Source organism: Streptomyces sp. NBC_01717, assembly GCF_036248255.1.
Lineage (GTDB): Bacteria > Actinomycetota > Actinomycetes > Streptomycetales > Streptomycetaceae > Streptomyces.
Window position 1 is genome coordinate 3,920,455 of sequence record NZ_CP109178.1, and the last position, 19,106, is coordinate 3,939,560.

Sequence of the window (19,106 nt, forward strand, 5' to 3'; positions counted from 1 at the left end):
GGTGTGGTGAAGGAAGTGAAGGACGTGAAGGAAGTCAAGGCTCCCAAGAGCGAGCAGACCCGCACACTGATCCTCGAAACTGCGCTCCGGCTCTTCGAGGAACGCGGCTACGACAAGACGACGATGCGGGCCATCGCGCAGGAGGCCGGGGTTTCCGTCGGAAACGCCTACTACTACTTCGCCGGCAAGGAACACCTCGTCCAGGGCTTCTACGACCGGCTCGCCGCCGAGCACGAGGCGGCGGTCCAGCCGGTCCTGGCCGGTGACAAGGATCTGGCCGTACGCATGCGCGGGGTGCTGCTCTGCTGGCTCGACGTGGCCGAGCCGTACCACCGCTTCGCCGCCCAGTTCTTCAAGAACGCCGCCGACCCGGAAAGCCCCCTCTCCCCGTTTTCCAAGGAGTCGGTCGCGGCCCGGGAGGCGGCGATCTCCATTCATGAACGGTGCCTGGCCGGCTCCAGCACCAAGACCGACCCCGACATGGCTGAAGAGCTACCGCAGTTGATGTGGCTGATACAGATGGGTCTGGTGCTGTTCTGGGTGTACGACCGGACGGAGGGCGCCGAGCGCAGCCGCCGTCTCGTCGAACGCACCGCCCCGATCGGCGCACGAGCGATCGCGCTCTCCCGGTTCCGGGTGCTGCGACCGCTCGTGCGTCAGGTCCACGACGTACTGACGGAGTTCCTGCCCGGGACGGCCGGGTGACCGGCCGCGGACCCAGGGACAACCTTCAGGGCCTTTCGTTCGGATCAGGCGAGAGCCCAGCATGATCCGAACGAGAGGCCCTAGATCCAGTTGAGTTCCCACAGCCGCCAGATGCCCGTGCCGTCCGACAGGTACTGCGAGCCGGAGACTTCGGTCGTGCTGACGACGTAGTCCTTCTTCTGCCACAGCGGTACGAGCGGCACGTCCTCGCTGACCAGCGCCTGAAGGTCCTTGAAGTCCCCCGAGGTGCGGCTGCGGTCGCTGTACTGCGACGTGGCCGAGATCAGCTGGTCCATCCTCTTGCTGGTGTAGCCGTTGTGAAGGCTGGTGTCGCGGCCGACGAGCGGCTGGCTGAAGGTGTCGGAGTCCGGGTAGTCGGGCAGCCATCCGACGGTGTACGCGTCGTACTTGCCCGCCGCGTACCCCTTCTGGAACTCCTGCCATTCCACAGCCTTGACCGAGACCTTGAACAGTCCGTCCGCCTCGAGCTGGCGGCGCAGCTCGGCGGTCTCCTTGGTGTACGCGTCGTCGGCGCGGTAGGCGAAGTTGATGTGCAGCGGGATCTGCACCCCGGCCTCCTCCATCAACTTCCTGGCGCGCGCCGGGTCGGGATTCGGGTAGTCGTCGAAGAACGGCGTGCTGTGCCCGATGTAGCCCTGCGGGATCAGCGAGTAGAGCGGCTCGACGGTGCCCTTGTAGACGTCGGTCACCAGCGGTCCGCGGTCGATGATCGACGCGATGGCCTGCCGGACCTTCTTGTTGGCGAGCGGCGCTCCGGGGCGCACGTTGAAGACCAAGTTGCGGATCTCGGCGCTGTCCGCCTCGGTGATGTGCATGTCGGGGTCGCCGGGGTTGAGGTCGGCGAGCGTGGCGGGCGGCAGCTGCCGGTGCGTCACATCGATCTGCCCGGACTTCCAGGCTGCCAGGAGATCGTCCGACTGCTTGTAGTAGCGGACGTCGACCGGGACTCCGGTGTTCTTCAGTGCGCCCTTGTACGTGGGGTTCGGGACCAGTTCGGCCTCGGTGCCCGGCTGGTACGACTTCAGGATGTACGGCCCCGAGCCGTCGACCGTGTTCCCGGTGCGGAGCTTGTCCGCCGGGTACTGGTCGCGGTCGACGATCGAACCGGCCCCGGTGGCGAGCTTCTGCGGGAAGGTCGCGTCGCGCGAGGAGAGGTTGAAGGTGATCGTGCGGCCTTCGGACACCACGTTCTTCAGGCTGGGGAACAGCACCGAGGGGCCGACGTCCGTCTTGATCCTGATCATGCGCTCGATGGAGTACTCGACATCGGCGGCGGTGACCTTCCGGCCACTGGAGAAGGTCAGATCGTCGCGCAGCTTGCACTGGTACGTCTGCAGCTTCTGGCCGATGAACCCACAGCTCTCGGCGGCGTCCGGTTCGGGGACGATCGCCCCGGACTTGAACGTCATGAGGGACTGGTAGATGTTGCTGTACATCGCCCAGGAGCCGGCGTCGTAGGCACCGGCGGGGTCGAGTGAGGTCACCTCGTCCGTCGTGCCGACCGTGATCGGGTCCTTCTTCGCCTCGTCCGAGGGAAGCAACTGCCAGGCGCCGACGCCTGCGATGACCAAAACCGCGAGAATCGCGAGAATCCGTACCCGGATCGACCGCATTGCCGTGCTCTCCCTTACCAGCCCCACCCGGGCAGATGTGCTCAGAAACGCACATCACCACATGCGCGCACTCACCCAATCACACGATTTTCACATCTGGAAGAGGAAATCCGCACCTCTTAGCCAACTCTTTGGCAGTTGAAACCTCTGATGGGCCGAAGGGCCGAAAAAGATGGAGGTGCTGTGTGGTTGTGCCGGGCAGTTGCGCATGCGGCCCCGCGGCACGTCGATGCGGTGCGGCTGTGCGTCGGCGCGCCCGTGAGGTTCCGTCCGCGACTACGCCTGTCGGGAGGCGAGCTGCACGACGGTGATGTCGGAGGGGGCACCGACCCGCACCGGCGGACCCCAGGCGCCCGCGCCCCGCGAGACGTACAGCTGGGTGTCGCCGTAGCGTTCGAGCCCGGCAACCGTGGGGTTGGCCAGTTCGGCGAGGTAGTTGCCCGGCCAGAGCTGGCCGCCGTGGGTGTGGCCGGAGAGCTGGAGGTCCACCCCGTGCGCGACCGCGTCGTCGATGACGACGGGCTGGTGGGCGAGGAGGACGGAGGCGCGGGTACGGTCCCGGTCGCCGAGGGCGCGCTCGAAATCGGGTCCCTGCCCCTCGCTCTCCCCGGCGATGTCGTTGACCCCGGCCAGATCGAATCCGTCCATCTCGACCCGCGCGTTCTCCAGCGGGTGAAGTCCCAATTCCCTTACGTGATCAACCCATTGGGCCGCACCGGAGAAGTACTCGTGATTGCCGGTGACGAAGAATGCCCCATGACGGGCGGTCAGGCCCGCCAGCGGTTCGGCAGCCGGGCCGAGGTCGGCGACGGTTCCGTCGACGAGATCGCCGACGACAGCGATCAGATCGGGCTGGGTCCGGTTGATCGTGTCGACGATCCGCTGGGTGTGGGCGCGGCCCAGGACGGGGCCGAGGTGGATGTCGCTGACGACGGCGATCCGGAAACCGTGCGCGGACCGGGGCAGCTTGGCGAGCGGGACGGTGACCCGCTTGACGCGCGGACCGCGGAGCACGCCGTACGTGCCGTATCCGACGGTACCGAGCCCGGCGACGGCGGCAGCGCCCCCTACCGCCCGCGCCACGAACAGGCGACGGGACGGGTGGGTGGCCGCCGACGGCGGGGCGGGAGCCTCGACGACGAGGGTGGCCGGGGCCGCAGGGGTCCCACTCGCGGGTGCTTCAGCCGGAGATGAGCCTATTTCAGCCGCATCGCTCCCGGCAGCGGCATCGACCCCGCCGGCCGTACCGCCATCCACCGCGCGGCGCGCGAGCACCCACCGCAGAACCGGCCGTACCGCCTCGCCCACCAGCAGAGCGAGCGTCAGATACAGGAGCGCCGCCAGCCAGAGGAAGCCCGGCCAGGCCAGCGTCTGCTGCAGCCGGAAGGGCGCGCCCGCGCGCCCGGAGACCAGAGCACCGATGCTCAGCAGCGGCAGCAGCCAGGCCGCCACGGTGCCCGCCCGGCGCAGCGCACTGCCCGGCGCCGTCGTGTCACCGACAAGACGACGCCACACATAGCGGTGCACGCCGACCAGCAGCGCGAGGACCACGACCGCCACCAGAACGAAGACCACTGCCACTTGCGCTCCCACCCCGGTTCCGCACGTCTGTGTTTCGTACGCCTATGTCCGGTCGCCGTGCGGCCGGTTATGCACGTTCGCTGCGCAGAGCCCTGAGTCCGCGCAACCCGATCACACCGACCGCCGTCCCCAGAAGAAAGGACGTGATGGCGAGCAGCAGATGTACCCAGAAGTACGCAGTCGGGTCACCCGCGTCGTCGAAGGCAAGTCCACTGCCGTCTTTCCATAGATTCTTGGCGAAAGTGACCCAAATGCACCAGCTCCACACCCCGAAGGCGAGCAGGAACCAGGAGACGGGACGGGTGAGCTTCATGAGTTCAGTATCGCCACCGCGCTCCGGCCGGGGCGCTCGGGGTGGGCTGTCCCGGCGGTCCGCTTGGCCGGTCCGGCGGTCCGCATCCCCCTGCACATCATCTGCCTGTACGTTTCCGACCGTGCCTGCTCTGAAAAAGACCGTGTTGACGGTCACCTCTGCCGTCCTGCTGTCCACCTTTGTCGTCGACCCCGCGTCGGCGGTCAGCAAGGACACCACCGACGACCCGAAGCCGACCGCCCCGATGTCGAAGGTCGGTGGGCAGCGGCTCGGCCTCGTCGGCACCCAGGTCGATCTGGGGACGGGCGCCCCGGTGCTGCCGAAGGACCTCACCGGACGGTCCTGGATCGTCGCGGACGCGGAGAGCGGCGAGGTGCTCGCCTCGCACAACCCGCACTGGCGGCTGCCCCCGGCTTCCACGCTGAAGATGCTGTTCGCGGACACGGTCATGGAAGCGCCCGAGCTCCAGCCGAAGACCCTGAAGCACAAGGTGACGAACAAGGATCTCGCCGGCGTCGGTGAGGGCAGCAGCCTGGTCGGCGTCAAGGAGCGCCTGACGTACACGGTCCACGACCTGTGGCTCGGCGTCTTCCTGCGCTCCGGCAACGACGCGGTGCACGTGCTGTCCTCGATGTACGGCGGCGTCCCCAAGACCGTCACCGCCATGCAGGAGCACGCCGAGGAGCTGCAGGCCCTCGACACGCACGTGGTGTCGCCGGACGGCTACGACGCCCCCCGCCAGGTCTCCAGCGCGTACGACCTCACACTGTTCGCCCGCAGTGGACTGCAGAAGGAGGACTTCCGCGAGTACTGCTCGACCGCCACGGCCGAATTCCCCGGCGACAAGAAGGCCGGCAAGAAACGCGAGGCCTTCCAGATCCAGAACACCAACCGGCTGCTCACCGGTGACGTCGGCGTCGAGCCGTACAAGGGCATCGCGGGCGTCAAGAACGGCTACACCACTCACGCGGGCAACACCTTCACCGGTGTCGCCGAGCGCAACGGCAAGGTGCTGCTCGTCACCGTCATGAACCCGAAGTCCGACGAGAGTCACGCCGTCTACAAGGAGGCCGCGAGCCTGCTCGACTGGGGCTTCGACGCGGCCGGCAAGGTGACCCCGGTCGGCGAACTGGTCCCCCCGAAGTCCGCGGAGACCGGAACGGGCAAGGGCATGGAATCGGGCGGCGGGCAGAGCACGACCGGCTCCAACGGCCCGGCGAACAAGGACAAGCACGGTTCGGGCACCACCAAGGCGGCCGCGGCCGGTGCGGGCTCCAGCGGGGTCGGGATCGCGCTCGGGATCGTCGGCGGGGTCCTGGCACTGCTGGCCGGCGGGGTGTTCCTGGTCAACCGGCGCTGGCCGCTGCCGGACCTGGTGCGCCGCCGTCCTCGCCGCTGACGTCTCCGGCACCCTCCTTCGTCTGCCGCCTGCTCGGCGTCGCCGTCCAGGCGGCGCAGAACAGCAGCAGTTTCGCGGTCAAGTTGATCCACAGCAGGAGGGCGATCGGCACGCCGAAGGCGCCGTACATGCTCTTCGACGCGACGCTCTTCATATAGCTGCCGAGCAGCAGCTTGAGGAGTTCGAAGCCGATCGCGCCGATCACCGCGGCCGTCACCAGCCGGCGGTGCGGCGGCTGGACGCCGGGCAGCAGCGTCAGCAGATAGAGCAGCAGCAGGAAGCCGGCCAGGGCGGCCACCACCAGGGCGGCGATCTGCAGCAGCACCCCGCCGGCCCCCCGGTCGGAGATGCCCACCAGCCGGGCGGTCCAGCCGACCGCGGTGGAGCCGGCCGTGGAGGCGGCGAGGGTGACGAGCGCCGCCCCGCCGAGGCCGACGAGCAGCCCGGCGTCCTTGAGCTTACGGACGACCGGATTGCCCTGGTCCACGTCGTCGATCTCCCAGACCGCGCGCAGACAGTCGCGCATCGCACCGATCCAGCCGACACCGGTGAGGAGCAGCAGCACACCGGCGACCAGCCCGACCGTCCCCGCGTGGGCCACCAGACCGGAGATGCCGAGCTGGTCGGAGATGCCGGGCACCTGCTCGGCGACCTTGTCCTCGATCTTGTGCAGCTGCTCGGTGGAGAGCATCGCCGCGCCGATCGCCGCGCCGACCGCGATCAGCGGGAAGAGCGCCAGGAAGCTGATGAAGGTGATCGCAGCGGCGAGCCTAGTCCAGTGGACCCGGTCGAGCGTTTCGTACGAGCGCCAGGCGTGCGTCGTCATCAGCCACGAGACGGGTGGCCCGATGACGGGGAGTTTCTTCAGCCAGTCCATGACGTGCGCGTACCCTCCTGGGCGCGAAAAACCGGCGGGCGGTCCTCACTGCACTCCTCTGGTCGGCGGCGGACGGTTCGCATCCTGAATTGATGACACCCTTTCAAACACCCATTTCGGTGAGTGTTGTAACAAATCCCTCAAAGGTGTTTTCCCTGGCGATACGGTCACCATCATGTCCGTCGACACCGTGTCCCTGACCGGCTGGGGCCGAACCGCCCCGACGACCGCACTGCGGTTCCGCCCCCGTACGTACGAGGAGGCGGCGGTCGCGGTACGCGGCTGCGGACCCCGTGGTTCCATCGCCCGCGGCCTCGGCCGGGCCTACGGCGACGCGGCGCAGAACGCGGGCGGCTCCGTACTCGACATGACCGCGCTGAACCGGATCCGTACCATCGACGCCGCAGCCGGCCTGGTGGTGTGCGACGCGGGCGTGAGCCTGCACCGGCTGATGGAAGTGCTGCTGCCGCTCGGCTGGTTCGTGCCGGTGACGCCCGGGACCCGTTACGTCACGGTGGGCGGCGCGATCGGCGCCGACATCCACGGCAGGAACCAGCATGTCTCCGGCTCCTTCTCCCGACACGTACGGGCCATGGAGGTGCTCACCGCCGACGGCACGATCCGGACGGTGCGGCCCGGCACCGACCTCTTCGACGCGACCGCGGGAGGCCTGGGACTGACCGGGGTGATCCTTTCGGCCACGCTCCAGTTCCAGCCCGTCGCGACGTCACTCATGTCGGTCGACACCGAACGGACCGTCGATCTGGACGACTTGATGGCCCGGCTCACCGCCTCCGACCACCGGTACCGCTACTCGGCCGCCTGGATCGACCTCCTCGCCCGCGGCCGGGCGACCGGACGCTCCGTACTCACCCGCGGGGAGCACGCACCCCTACATGTGCTCCCGGCGCGCGACCGGCGCACACCGCTCATGTTCCGCCCGGGCCGGCTGCCCGCGGCGCCTGCGTTCGTACCGGACGGGCTGCTCGGCCGTACTTCGGTCGCCCTGTTCAACGAGCTCTGGTACCGCAGAGCCCCCAAGTTCCGCACCGGTGAACTCCAGAAGCTGTCCACGTACTTCCACCTGCTGGACGCCGTACCGCACTGGAACCGCGTCTACGGCCGCGGCGGCTCCGTGCGGTACCAGTTCGTCGTCGGGCACGGACAGGAGGAGGCGTTGCGACGGATCGTCCGGCGGATCTCGCAGCGCCGCTGCCCGTCGTTCCTCGCCGTGCTCAAGCGCTTCGGGGACGGCGATCCGGGCTGGCTGTCCTTCCCGATGCCGGGCTGGACGCTCGCCCTCGATCTGCCTGCCGCTCTGCCGGGCCTGGCCCGCTTCCTCGACGGGCTGGACGAGGAGGTGGCGGTTGCCGGCGGCCGCGTCTGCCTGGCGAAGGACTCCAGGCTGCGGCCCGAGACGCTGGCCGCCATGTATCCGCGACTGCCCGAATTCCGGGCACTGCGCGCCGAACTGGACCCGAACGGGTCGTTCCGCTCGGACCTCTCCCGCCGTCTCTCGCTCTGAGCCCGTGCCACGCCCGCCGGCTCTCCTTCCCCCGCCTCTCACCAACTCGCGGTCCGCCGCCCCCGCTAGGAGTGTTTTTCGTGAAGGACGCCTTCGGTGCCCCGCAGTCCCTGCTCCTGCTCGGTGGCACGTCCCGGATCGGGCTGGCGACCGCGCGCCGCCTGATCGCCCGCCGCACCCGCACGGTCTGGCTGGCCGGACGCCCCTCGCCCGGACTGGAGTCGGCAGCGGCGGAACTGCGCGCCCTGGGCGCGTACGTCCGTACCGTCGACTTCGACGCCCTGGACTCCGAATCCCACGAGACCGCCCTCGGCAAGATCTTCACCGAGGGCGACATCGACATGGTGCTGCTCGCGTTCGGCATCCTCGGGGACCAGGAGCGCGACGAGGAGGAACCGCTCTCCGCGGTACGGGTCGCGCAGACCAACTACACGGGGGCCGTCTCCGCCGGCCTGGTGTGCGCCGGCGCACTCCAGGAGCAGGGTCACGGATCGCTGGTGGTGCTGTCCTCGGTGGCGGGCGAGCGGGCCCGCCGCGCCGACTTCATCTACGGATCGAGCAAGGCGGGACTGGACGCGTTCGCCCAGGGGCTGGGCGACGCCCTGCACGGCACCGGGGTGCATGTGATGGTCGTGCGCCCCGGCTCCGTCCGGTCGGGGACGACGGCGGGGATGGCCGGGGCACCGCTCGCGACGACCCCGGAGGCGGTCGCAGACGCGATCGTGACGGGGCTGCGGCGGCGCTCGGAGACGGTGTGGGTACCGGGGGCGCTGCGGGTCGTGATGTCGGCGCTGCGCCACGTGCCGCGGCCGCTGTTCCGGCGTCTTCCGGTCTGAGCGGCGCGGTTACGGGGCCCGGCGGACCGTGGCGGCACGGCCTGCCCGCACCTGCGGCCTCAGGGCTGCAGGGACGGCTCGTCCACGGAGCAGGCGCCCTGCGCGGGTACCGCGGGAGCAGCGCCCTCCGCCCCGAACGGGAACTCGTTGATCTTGCGCCAGACGGCGTCCTGACCCTGCTCGTACAGCGCGAAGGAACCGCAGGTCCAGGACGCCTCGTAGTCGGAGAGCTCCGCGTACGCCCGGTCCATCGCCTCCTCGGCGATGTCGTGCGCCACGGTCACATGCGGGTGGTACGGGAACTGCAGCTCGCGCATCAGCGGGCCGGACGCGTCCCGCACCCGCTTCTGCAGCCAGGAACACGCCGACGCGCCCTCGACGACCTGGACGTAGACGACCGGCGACAGAGGACGGAAGGTCCCCGTCCCGGACAGCCGCATCGGAAAGGGGCGGCCGCCGGTCGCGATCCGGGCAAGATGCCGTTCGACCGCGGGCAGGTCGGCCGCCTCCGCCTCGGTCGGCGGGAGAAGGGTGACGTGGGTGGGAATGCCGTACGCGGCAGGGTCCCCGAAGCTCGCGCGCCGCTCCTGGAGCAGGCTGCCGTAGGGCTCCGGGACCGCGATCGAAACGCCGAGCGTTACGGTCCCCACGTCGTTCTCCTCAATCTTCGAAGGTCGATGGCCGGCTTCGCGCCGTCACCGGAGTCGGTTTCCCGTCGCCAGTGTGCCGCCTGCGGCCACCGTCCCGCCAGGGTCCTTGGACTCAGTGCTTCGCGGGCAGAAAGCCCATCCGGTCGTAGGTCAGCGCCAGGGTCTCGGCGGCCACTGCTCGGGCCTTCTCCGCGCCCTTGGCCAGGATCGAGTCCAGCGACTCGGGGTCGTCAAGATATTCCTGGGTTCGGGTCCGGAACGGTGTGACGAACTCGACCATGACCTCTGCGAGGTCGGTCTTCAACGCACCGTAGCCCTTGCCCTCGTACTTCTGCTCCAGATCCCCGATACCGGATCCGGTGAGGGTGGAGTAGATGGTCAGGAGGTTGCTGACGCCCGGCTTCCCGGCGCGGTCGAAGCGGATGACCGTGTCCGTGTCGGTGACCGCGCTCTTGACCTTCTTGGCCGTGGCCTTCGGCTCGTCGAGGAGGTTGATCAGCCCCTTCGGGGTGGCCGCCGACTTGCTCATCTTGGACGACGGGTCCTGAAGATCGAAGATCTTCGCCGTCTCCTTGAGGATGTACGGGTCCGGGATGGTGAAGGTCTCACCGAACCGGGCGTTGAAGCGCTCGGCGAGGTCGCGGGTGAGCTCGATGTGCTGACGCTGGTCCTCGCCGACCGGGACCTGGTTGGCCTGGTACAGCAGGATGTCCGCGACCTGGAGGACCGGGTAGGTGAAGAGGCCGACGGTGGCCCGGTCGGCGCCCTGCTTCGCGGACTTGTCCTTGAACTGCGTCATCCGGGATGCCTCGCCGAAGCCCGTGAGGCAGTTCATCACCCAGCCGAGCTGGGCGTGCTCGGGGACGTGACTCTGGACGAAGAGCGTGCAGCGTTCCGGGTCGAGTCCGGCGGCGAGCAGCTGGGCGGCGGCGAGCCGGGTGTTCGCACGGAGCTCGACGGGGTCCTGCGGAACGGTGATCGCATGCAGGTCCACGACCATGTAAAAGGCGTCGTGGGACTCCTGCAGCGCCACCCACTGGCGGACCGCACCGAGGTAGTTGCCGAGGTGGAACGAGCCTGCGGTGGGCTGGATTCCGGAGAGCACGCGGGGGCGTTCAGAGGCCATGAAACTCATTGTCTCAGGTACGGAACCGATCTCCGGCAGCCGGTGTATCAAAGGTGTGAGGACGCAGGAGGGGGCCCTGCAGAGGGGCCGGGAGGGGGGCCGCGCCGTCGACGACGGGGGTACGGACCGCGCTCTCGGACGTGCCGAGGGGCAGGTCGAGGGACGGGCCGGGCAGCAGGCCGGGACTCGGGCCGAGGCGGCGGCGAGAGCGCCGGCCGAGGGCGAGGCTGCGGTGATCGCTCGTGTGCGCGCCGGGGAGGCGGAGGCATACGCGCAGCTCGTGCGCGCCCACACGGGTGTCGCCCTGCGGGCCGCGGTCGCCTTCGGGGCGGGGGCCGACGCGGAGGATGTGGTGCAGTCGGCCTTCCTGAAGGCGTACCAGTCGCTGGGCCGTTTCCGGGAGGGGGCGGCATTCCGGCCATGGCTGCTGCGGATCGTGGTGAATGAGACGAGGAACACGGTCCGGTCGGCGGGCCGGGCGCGGGCGGTGGCCGGGCGCGAGGCGATATTGCGGGGCGCCGATCCGGCGATACCGGAGTCGGCGGATCCGGCGGTGGCGGCGCTCGCGGAGGAACGGCGGACGCTGCTGACGGCCGCGCTCGACGAGCTGAGCGAAGACCATCGCCGGGTCGTGACGTACCGCTACCTGATGGAGATGGACGAGGCGGAGACGGCGCAGGCCCTGGGCTGGCCACGGGGGACGGTGAAGTCCCGGCTGAACCGCGCCCTGAAAAAGCTGGAGAAGAAGCTCGGGACGGCTACGGACGGTCGAGGGGCGGACAAGCGAGGGGCGGGAGGGGGTGAGGGGCATGAGTGACACGGAGCGGGGGCGTGGCGGTGGCCGGGCGCGCCTGCGGGCGGAGCTGCTGGCACTGGGACGCGGGATGGATGTGCCGGAGCGGGATCCCGAGCGTGCCGGACTGACGATGGCGGAGCGGGTACTGGCGCAGATCGTCGCGGAGGCGGTCCCGGTGCCCGTGCCCGTTCCTCCGGGGCGGCTGAAGCGGGCCGGGGCGTGGGTGCGCGGGCGGGCCCGCCTGCTGGCCGCGGCCCTCTCCGGGGTCCTGGTCGTGCTGGTGCTGACGCCTCCGGTGCGGGCGACGGTCGCGGACTGGTTCGACTTCGGCGGGGTCGAGGTGCGGTACGACCCGTCCGCGCCGGCCCCCGAGCGGCCGGGTGCGCCGGTGCCGGGCTGTGACACGCCGGTGACGCTGTCGGAGGCGGCGCGGCGGTCGGGCTTCCGGCCGGTCGTGCCGCCGGCGCCAGGCGCACCGGAGGCGGTGGCCGTGACGGGACTGCCGGATGGCCGGTCCATGGTCACCCTGTGCTGGCGGGTGAACGGGCGGACGGTACGGCTCGACGAGTTCATGTCGAGACTCGATCCGTACTTCATGAAGCAGGTGCGGGAGCAGCCGCAGTGGCTGACGGTCGACGACGGCCGCGGCGGCCGGGTTTACGGGCTGTGGTTCGCCCGGCCGCATGTGCTGCGCTTCGGCATGGTCGACGGGGACGGCAACCGGTGGACGCGGTACCAACGGACTGCTGGGCCCACCCTGTTGTGGGTCAAGGACGATCGGCTGACACTGCGGCTCGAGGGCGTGGACGTGCGGGAGCGGGCCCGCGCGGTCGCCAGGTCCACGCTCGGACGGGCCGGCGATCGCTAGGCCTGGGATCGGTGGGCACCGGAGCGGAACCTGCGGGGCTCGAGCGGTGTACCAGAAGTGACGCGATACGGACGGGCCGTAACGCACAGTGCGCCAGTGCAAAGGGGACGTCATGGGAAAGCCAGGAAGCCTGTTGAGACGAGGGCCGCGGCTGCGTTCCGTGCAACGGCAGGAGGGCCGGTCCAGGCAGCGGCCAGGGGCCCGGTTCCTGCGGAGCTCGGCCGTGCTCGCGGTGGTGTGGGGGCTGAGCCTCTGCCTCGCGCCGAGTGCGGTGGCAGGCGGATCGACGACCGTGCTCGTCGCTTCGCCCGACAGCGGGGAGGCGACCGCACTCACCGTCTCGGATCCGAGATATGCCGAGCTGGAGGCCCTGCTGGGAGCGGCCGGAAAAGGCGCCAAGCAGCGGCCGCAGAGCATGGACGGGGCGATGGGGACCCGGCAGATCAATGTGACGTGGATGGTCCTGGATCTGGAGCCGATGCGGACCGACCGCGTCTTCCCGGGCGACGATCCGGACACCATATGGATACACACGGCCTCCGAAGTTCCCTATACCTTCCGCGGGTACTGGCACCGGGCGAAGAATCCGGCGCGGCTGGTCAAGCTGTTCACGGAACTCGGTCTGATGGGGAAGACGAGCAACCGGGACGCGTACGCGAGGTTGTTCCCACAGGCCTGGGACAACAAGAAGATGTCCGCCCCGATGGACCCGCTGGCCGGCCTCGCATCGGAACCGGCGACTTCCCCGTCCGCTCCCCCGTCGGCTTCCGCGGACACCGCCAGGGCCTCCGGCCCCGCCGGCCGCTTCGACGGCGTGTGGTGGGCCGTACCCGGGCTGGTGGCGGGGGCGGCGCTCGCTCTGGCCCTGCGCCCCCTGGCAGCCCGGCAGCGTGGTGACGGCGGGGGAGGCGGAGGCCGGGGCGGCCGCGAGAGCGGCCCACGGCAGGAGCTCCTGGACCTCTGACTGCGGTATCTCACGGGCGCGCCATGGATTGAAGGTTTCCTCCCCGGAGATCCGACCGACGATACAAAGTGGGCACCACCCCGGCCCACGCCGCACGACGAACGGAGATCCCGTGTCGACCACGGAAACCGCCATCGCCTCCGCCGAGGCGCACAGCGCGCACAACTACGATCCGCTTCCGGTCGTCGTCGCCTCGGCGGAAGGCGCCTGGATGACCGATGTCGAAGGCCGGCGCTACCTCGACATGCTCGCGGGCTACTCGGCGCTCAACTTCGGCCATGGCAACCGACGCCTGATCGAGGCGGCCAAGGCACAGCTGGACCGGGTGACCCTGACCTCGCGCGCCTTCCATCACGACCGGTTCGCCGACTTCTGTACGCAGCTCGCCGAGTTGTGCGGCATGGAGATGGTGCTGCCCATGAACACCGGGGCGGAGGCCGTGGAGACCGCGGTGAAGACCGCTCGCAAGTGGGGTTACCGGGTGAAGGGCGTCCCGGACGGCATGGCGAAGATCATCGTTGCGTCGAACAACTTCCACGGCCGGACGACGACCATCATCAGCTTCTCCACGGACCAGGAGGCGCGGATGGACTTCGGCCCGTACACGCCGGGGTTCGAGATCGTGCCGTACGGCGATCTGACCGCACTGCGTGCGGCGATGACGGACAACACCGTGGCGGTGCTGCTGGAGCCGATCCAGGGCGAGGCCGGGGTGCTGGTCCCGCCGCCCGGCTACCTCCCTCGGGTGCGCGAGCTGACCCGCGAGCGGGATGTGCTCTTCATCGCCGACGAGATCCAGTCAGGTCTGGGCCGGACGGGCAAGACCTTCGCCTGCGAGCACGAGGGTGTCGTGCCGGACATGTATGTGCTCGGCAAGGCGCTGGGCGGCGGCGTGGTGCCGGTGTCGGCCGTGGTCTCGTCGGCCGCGGTGCTCGGGGTGTACCGGCCGGGTGAGCATGGCTCGACGTTCGGCGGCAACCCTCTCGCCTGCGCGGTCGCGCTGGAGGTCATCGCGATGCTGCGCACCGGCGAGTTCCAGCAGCGGGCCGCAGAGTTGGGCGACCACCTCCACCAGGAGCTGGGGCTGCTGGTGGGTGGCGGCGCGGTGGAGACGGTGCGGGGTCGCGGGCTGTGGGCGGGAATCGACATCGCCCCTGGTCATGGCACGGGGCGGGAGATCTCCGAGAAGCTGATGGACCGCCGGGTACTGGTCAAGGACACCCATGGTTCGACGATCCGGATCGCCCCGCCCCTGGTGATCAGCAAGGAGGACCTGGACTGGGGCCTGGAACAACTGCGGGAGGTGCTGCGCGGCTGACGCCGCCGCACCGGTGGGGTCGGGTCGGCCCGCCCCACCGGTGTCGCTACAGGATGACGTGGGGCAGGAAGCGTGCGTACTCGTCCGTCACCGGACCCGCCGATTCCCGGATGCCGAGCCCCGCGGACTCGTCCTCGACGACCCAGGCGCCCAGCACGACCCGGTTGCCGTCGAAGTCCGGCAGTGGGGCCAGCTCCTGGTAGCAGCACGGTTCGTCCCGTATCACCACAGGGCTTCCCGGCTCGTGGATCGTGACGCCGGCGCCCTCACGGCCGAGCAGCGGCTTGGCGACATAGCCGATGCCACCGCCACCGTTCCCGTCCCCGGCCAGTTCGCGAGGACCGTCGAGATAGGAGGGCAGCAGATTCGGGTGACCGGGATAGAGCTCCCAGAGGATGGCCAGCAGCGCCTTGTTGGAGAGGAGCATCTTCCAGGCGGGCTCGATCCAGCAGGTGGTGCCCGTGCCGCCGCCGTTGTCGAGGGTGTCCAGGACATGAGGGCCGAAGCGATCGGTCGCCAGCCACTCCCACGGGTAGAGCTTGAAGCAGCTACGGATGAAGCGGAGCCGATCGTCGACGAACCGTCCGGCCAGCCGGTCCCAGCCGATCTTTTCCACGGAGAGCGCCTCCGTGTCGATCCCGGCCTGTTCGGCGGTCTCGCGGAGATACGCGACCGTCATCAGGTCCTCGCCGAGTTCGTCCCCCTCGGAGTGGGCGAAATGCAGCGGTCCCGGTGGCAGCAGTGCGGCCTGCCGCTTCCATGCCGCGACGAGACGTTCATGAAGGGAGTTCCACTGGTCGGCGTCCGGGAAGCGGTCCTCCATCCAGAACCACTGGGCACTGGCCGCCTCCACCAGTGAGGTGGGGGTGTCGGCGTTGTACTCCAGCATCTTCGCCGGACCGGTTCCGTCGTAGCGAAGGTCGAACCGGCCGTACAGCGACGGAAGTTCGGCGCGGCGCCGCCACGACTCGGTGATCAGAGCGGCCAGTCGCCGGTCGGTGATGCCTAGGTCGACGAAGCGGTCCTGCTCGACGATGTGCGCGGCGGCGGCCAGGCACATCGTGTGCAGTTCCTCGACCACGTCCTCCAGCGCCTCGACCTCGGGCAGCGAGAAGACGTAGTACGCGCTCTCGTCCCAGTAGGGGCGCAGCGATCCGTCCGGGTAGCGGGTCAGCGGATAGACGATCCCCTGCTCCTCGACGGTCTCCTGCCAGCCGGGGCGCGGTTCGGTGGTGCGGCGTTCCATGACCGGTCAGCCGCCGCCCGTACCGGAGCAGCCGAAGCCGCCGCGATCGACGGCGGACTTGTCGAAACTACCGCCCTGGACCTTGCCGCCCTTGGAGCTGCCGCCGTAGTAGTAGGTGCCGTGGCCACTGCTGCTCTTGCACTCGTAACTGGGCAGCTTGGAGTGGGTCACCGGGTCCACACACCGCTTGTCCGGCTCCGATCCGCACGAGGTGATCGCGGCCGCGAGAACCCCCATGGAACCGAGCACCACCGTGCTCGACCTCACCCTGCGCTTAGCCATGCTTCCGTCTCCCCCATCGTTCCGTTCCAGCCATAGGACCGTCCGTCAGATTAGATGGCCGCTCGGGAAGGCGGGAACCGGGTACGGCGCAGACCGCCCCGTGGAGTCCGCATGTGTTTTTTGGGCTGATCTGCACACCCGGTTCCGCGGTGTGCTTCGGTACGGTCTCCGTTCTCCGGGCCGTTGCCGCGCGGGCCGCCGTGGGGTCGCCGGTTGCTACGACAGCACCCGGCAGAGTGCTTCCAGAGCGCCCGTCCAGGCGCTGTCGGTCGGGGCGCCGTAGCTGATGACCAGTGCGTCGTTTCCCGCCTCCGCGTCCGCGTGCCGGAAGCGGGCCATGCCTTCCAGGGCCAGTCCCTGGAAGGCCGCGGCCTGGATCACCGATCGCTCGTTGCCGTCCGGGAGTTCGAGGACGGCGTGCAGACCGGCTGCGATGCCGCTGATCCGCAGTGCGGGGGCCTGTTCCGCGAGCGCCGCGACGAGCTGGTCGCGGCGCCGTCGGTAGCGCAGCCGCATCGAGCGCACATGACGGTCGTACGCACCGGACTCGATGAACTCCGCGAGCGTCAGCTGGTCCGGCGCGCTCGACACCCAGTCGATCTCGCCCTTCGCCTCGGCCACCTCCTTCACCAACTCCTGCGGCAGCACCATCCAGGCCAGCCGAAGCCCCGGCGCCAGGGACTTGCTGGTCGTCCCCATATAGACGACCCGTTCCGGGTCGAGGCCCTGGAGGGCACCGACCGGCTGCCGGTCGTAGCGGAACTCGCCGTCGTAGTCGTCCTCCAGGATCAGACCGCCCGTACCCCGTGCCCAGTCCACGGCCGCGGCCCGCCGGTCGGGATGGAGCGGCACCCCTGTCGGGAACTGGTGCGCGGGAGTCATCAGCACCGCGCCCACCCCGCGCATCCCGATCAGCTCCCCGGTCCGGGAGCCGAGTCCGTCGAGCGGCAGGCAGGGAGTGCGCAGGCCGGCGTCCGCGAGCAGATTCCAGTGCGCTTCCAGTCCGTACGACTCGACAGCCACCTCCCGCACCCGCCGCTTCCGCAACACCTTCCCCATCAGCATCAGCCCATGGAGGAAGCCGGAACAGATCACGATCCGCTCCGGGTCCGCGTACACCCCGCGGGCCCGCGCCAGATAGTCGGCCAGTACCGTGCGCAGCTCGATGCGTCCGCGCGGATCGCCGTATCCGAAGGCGTCGTTGGGCGCGGCGGTCAGGGCGCGCCGGGCCGCCTTGAGCCAGTCGGCGCGCGGGAACGTCGACAGGTCGGGCGACCCGGGCATCAGGCTGTAGGCGGGCCGGCGCCGCACCGGCCGGGAGCGCGGGGCCGTCGCAGCCGGCCGACGTGGCTCGGCCCGCTGCGCGACCCGGGTGCCCGAACCCTGCCGGGCGGTGAGCCAGCCCTCGGCGACCAGCTCGGCGTAGGCGTCGGCCACGGTGTTCCGGGCGATCCCCAGGTCGGCGGCGAGCGTGCGGGACGACGGCAGCCGGGTCCCGGGCGTCAGCCGCCCGGTCCGTACGGCCTCCCGCAGCGCGTTCATCAGCCCGGCCCGCAGCCCCGCCGCGCCTGCCGGGTCGATGTGCAGGTCGGCTCCGAAAGTGGCCCAGGAATCCTTCATGGGAATGGACCATACTCCTGCGCCATCTGCCCCGTAGCGTCGTACCCATGACGACGAACGAACACAACCACCCGACCTCCGACTACGCCCCCGAACACAGCCCCCGCATGCAGTGGGCCGAGCTCGCCCCCGACGTCTTCAAGGCCATGGTCCGGCTGGAGACAGCATCCCGTAAGGGCCTGGACCCGATCCTCGCCGAGCTGGTGAAGATCCGTGCCTCGCAGCTCAACCACTGCGCGTTCTGCCTCGACATGCACACCAAGGACGCGCTCGCGGCGGGCGAGTCGGTCGAGCGGATCGTCCAGCTCAGCGCGTGGGAGGAGTCGCGGCACTTCTACACGGAGAAGGAGGTCGCGGCGATCGAGCTGACGGAGGCCGTGACGGTCCTGACCGACGGTTTCGTGCCGGACGACGTGTACGAGAAGGCCGCAAAGCACTTCGACGAGGCCGAGCTGGCCCAGCTGATCGCCGCCATCACGGTGATCAACGCCTGGAACCGGTTCTCCGTGGCCACTCGCATGGTCCCCGGCCACTACGCTCCCAGCGACACCAAGCACTGACCCGGACCGCGGAGCGTCGCCGCCCCGCCGCCGCGCCGTCCCTCCTCCGCCTCGCCTCTCCCGGGAGTCCCGCGATGACCGTCTCCGTCTTCCGCGACCTGCACCACGGCCGCACCCCCGGAGACCCGCTGGTCCTCCCCGGCCCATGGGACGCCGCGAGCGCCCGTGTCCTCGCCGACGCCGGTTTCCCGGCGCTCGCCACGCCGAGCGCCGGGGTCGCGGCCTCGCTCGGGTACGAGGACGGGGCGACACCCGCCGCCGAGATGTTCGCGGCCGTGGCCCGGATCGTGCGCGCCGTTCCCGTACCCGTCTCGGCGGACATCGAGGCCGGTTACGGGCTGCCGCCGAAGGAACTCGTGGAGCGGCTCCTCGACACCGGTGCGGTCGGCTGCAACCTGGAGGACTCGGCCGACGGCGTCCTGAAGGACCCGCAGCGGCAGGCGGACCGGCTGGCGGAGGTACGCGCGGTCGCGGGCGATCAGCTCTTCGTCAACGCTCGCGTCGATACGTACGTACGCGGCGTCCCGGACGGCACCGACCCGGAGACGGAGACGATCGCCCGCGCCCGGCTGTATGCGGCAGCCGGTGCGGACTGCGTCTACCCGATCGCCGCACCGCCCGAGTCCCTTCCCCGCCTGGCCGCCGCCATCCCGGCGCCGCTCAACGTCTTCGCCCTGCCGGACGGCCCGACCCCGCGCCGCCTCGGCGAACTGGGCGCCACCCGCATCACGTTCGGCCCCGGGCTGCAGCGCCAGGCCATGGCAGCCGTCCGCCTGATCGCCGACCGGCTGCACGCGCTGTAACCT

The 19,106-nt window shown here is 69.9% G+C and carries 19 protein-coding genes; 10 read left to right on the forward strand and 9 right to left on the reverse strand.

Annotated elements, in window-relative coordinates; all coding sequences use genetic code 11:
* Window positions 1–3 precede the first annotated feature (3 nt).
* Window positions 4–705: a TetR family transcriptional regulator gene (locus OHB49_RS17585; RefSeq protein WP_030969053.1), complete on the forward strand. Its 702-nt coding sequence runs from the start codon at window positions 4–6 to the stop codon at window positions 703–705.
* 80 nt (window positions 706–785) lie between these two features.
* Here the strand turns inward: OHB49_RS17585 and OHB49_RS17590 are convergent, their stop codons facing one another.
* The 3 genes from OHB49_RS17590 to OHB49_RS17600 form a co-directional block, all read right to left on the reverse strand.
* On the reverse strand, window positions 786–2,339 hold the full coding sequence (locus OHB49_RS17590) for an ABC transporter substrate-binding protein (RefSeq protein WP_329161389.1): 1,554 nt from the start codon (window positions 2,337–2,339) through the stop codon (window positions 786–788).
* Window positions 2,340–2,615: 276 nt separating this feature from the next.
* On the reverse strand, window positions 2,616–3,914 hold the full coding sequence (locus tag OHB49_RS17595; RefSeq protein WP_329166519.1) for a metallophosphoesterase: 1,299 nt from the start codon (window positions 3,912–3,914) through the stop codon (window positions 2,616–2,618).
* 73 nt (window positions 3,915–3,987) lie between these two features.
* Window positions 3,988–4,233, reverse strand: a complete 246-nt coding sequence (locus tag OHB49_RS17600) for an SCO4848 family membrane protein (RefSeq protein ID WP_329161391.1) — start codon at window positions 4,231–4,233, stop codon at window positions 3,988–3,990.
* Between the two features lie 121 nt (window positions 4,234–4,354).
* On the opposite strand from OHB49_RS17600, the gene OHB49_RS17605 reads away from it, so the two are divergent.
* Window positions 4,355–5,632, forward strand: a complete 1,278-nt coding sequence (locus OHB49_RS17605; protein ID WP_329161392.1) for a D-alanyl-D-alanine carboxypeptidase family protein — start codon at window positions 4,355–4,357, stop codon at window positions 5,630–5,632.
* On the opposite strand, the gene OHB49_RS17610 is transcribed toward OHB49_RS17605, so the two are convergent.
* Complete coding sequence (locus tag OHB49_RS17610) at window positions 5,580–6,509, reverse strand: YihY/virulence factor BrkB family protein (protein WP_329161395.1); 930 nt, start codon at window positions 6,507–6,509, stop codon at window positions 5,580–5,582. The two genes, OHB49_RS17605 and OHB49_RS17610, sit on opposite strands and share 53 nt — an antisense overlap.
* Before the next feature lie 175 nt (window positions 6,510–6,684).
* Here OHB49_RS17610 and OHB49_RS17615 point away from each other — a divergent pair, with 175 nt between their 5' ends.
* The gene (locus OHB49_RS17615) at window positions 6,685–8,034 is read left to right on the forward strand and encodes an FAD-binding oxidoreductase (protein ID WP_329161397.1); all 1,350 of its coding nucleotides are present in this window, start codon (window positions 6,685–6,687) and stop codon (window positions 8,032–8,034) included.
* 80 nt (window positions 8,035–8,114) lie between these two features.
* Window positions 8,115–8,870 carry a decaprenylphospho-beta-D-erythro-pentofuranosid-2-ulose 2-reductase gene (locus OHB49_RS17620; RefSeq protein ID WP_030969046.1) on the forward strand — a complete coding sequence of 252 codons (756 nt, stop codon included), beginning with the start codon at window positions 8,115–8,117 and terminating at the stop codon, window positions 8,868–8,870.
* A gap of 59 nt (window positions 8,871–8,929) precedes the next feature.
* Here the strand turns inward: OHB49_RS17620 and OHB49_RS17625 are convergent, their stop codons facing one another.
* Window positions 8,930–9,520, reverse strand: coding sequence for a 2'-5' RNA ligase family protein (locus tag OHB49_RS17625; protein WP_030969045.1), 591 nt, complete (start codon window positions 9,518–9,520; stop codon window positions 8,930–8,932).
* Between the two features lie 112 nt (window positions 9,521–9,632).
* The gene (gene trpS / locus OHB49_RS17630; RefSeq protein WP_030969044.1) at window positions 9,633–10,646 is read right to left on the reverse strand and encodes a tryptophan--tRNA ligase; all 1,014 of its coding nucleotides are present in this window, start codon (window positions 10,644–10,646) and stop codon (window positions 9,633–9,635) included.
* Between trpS and OHB49_RS17635 the strand changes: the two genes are divergently transcribed.
* The 4 genes from OHB49_RS17635 (at window position 10,645) to rocD (ending at window position 14,592) form a co-directional block, all read left to right on the forward strand.
* On the forward strand, window positions 10,645–11,463 hold the full coding sequence (locus OHB49_RS17635) for an RNA polymerase sigma factor (RefSeq protein ID WP_443079534.1): 819 nt from the start codon (window positions 10,645–10,647) through the stop codon (window positions 11,461–11,463). The genes trpS and OHB49_RS17635 overlap by 2 nt on opposite strands.
* Window positions 11,456–12,310 (forward strand): hypothetical protein, encoded by an 855-nt coding sequence (locus tag OHB49_RS17640; RefSeq protein WP_329161402.1) that lies wholly within the window; start codon window positions 11,456–11,458, stop codon window positions 12,308–12,310. The genes OHB49_RS17635 and OHB49_RS17640 overlap by 8 nt, the downstream gene beginning before the upstream one ends.
* A 223-nt stretch (window positions 12,311–12,533) precedes the next feature.
* Window positions 12,534–13,274: a hypothetical protein gene (locus OHB49_RS17645; RefSeq protein WP_329161403.1), complete on the forward strand. Its 741-nt coding sequence runs from the start codon at window positions 12,534–12,536 to the stop codon at window positions 13,272–13,274.
* A 112-nt stretch (window positions 13,275–13,386) separates the two neighbouring features.
* Window positions 13,387–14,592: an ornithine--oxo-acid transaminase gene (gene rocD, locus OHB49_RS17650; RefSeq protein WP_030969037.1), complete on the forward strand. Its 1,206-nt coding sequence runs from the start codon at window positions 13,387–13,389 to the stop codon at window positions 14,590–14,592.
* A 46-nt stretch (window positions 14,593–14,638) separates the two neighbouring features.
* Here rocD and OHB49_RS17655 read toward each other — a convergent pair whose 3' ends face one another.
* The 3 genes from OHB49_RS17655 to pdxR form a co-directional block, all read right to left on the reverse strand.
* Entirely contained in the window at window positions 14,639–15,838 is a 1,200-nt protein-coding gene (locus tag OHB49_RS17655) for a glutathionylspermidine synthase family protein (RefSeq protein ID WP_329161406.1), read from the reverse strand.
* Window positions 15,839–15,844: 6 nt separating this feature from the next.
* A complete protein-coding gene (locus OHB49_RS17660) occupies window positions 15,845–16,120 on the reverse strand; it encodes a hypothetical protein (RefSeq protein ID WP_030914471.1) in 276 nt (91 codons plus the stop codon).
* Between the two features lie 216 nt (window positions 16,121–16,336).
* Window positions 16,337–17,740, reverse strand: coding sequence for a MocR-like pyridoxine biosynthesis transcription factor PdxR (pdxR, locus tag OHB49_RS17665; protein WP_329161407.1), 1,404 nt, complete (start codon window positions 17,738–17,740; stop codon window positions 16,337–16,339).
* 47 nt (window positions 17,741–17,787) lie between these two features.
* On the opposite strand from pdxR, the gene OHB49_RS17670 reads away from it, so the two are divergent.
* Both OHB49_RS17670 and OHB49_RS17675 read left to right on the forward strand, forming a co-directional pair.
* On the forward strand, window positions 17,788–18,300 hold the full coding sequence (locus OHB49_RS17670; RefSeq protein ID WP_329161409.1) for a carboxymuconolactone decarboxylase family protein: 513 nt from the start codon (window positions 17,788–17,790) through the stop codon (window positions 18,298–18,300).
* A 74-nt stretch (window positions 18,301–18,374) separates the two neighbouring features.
* Window positions 18,375–19,103 (forward strand): isocitrate lyase/PEP mutase family protein, encoded by a 729-nt coding sequence (locus OHB49_RS17675; protein ID WP_329161412.1) that lies wholly within the window; start codon window positions 18,375–18,377, stop codon window positions 19,101–19,103.
* The last annotated feature ends 3 nt before the right edge of the window (window positions 19,104–19,106 follow it).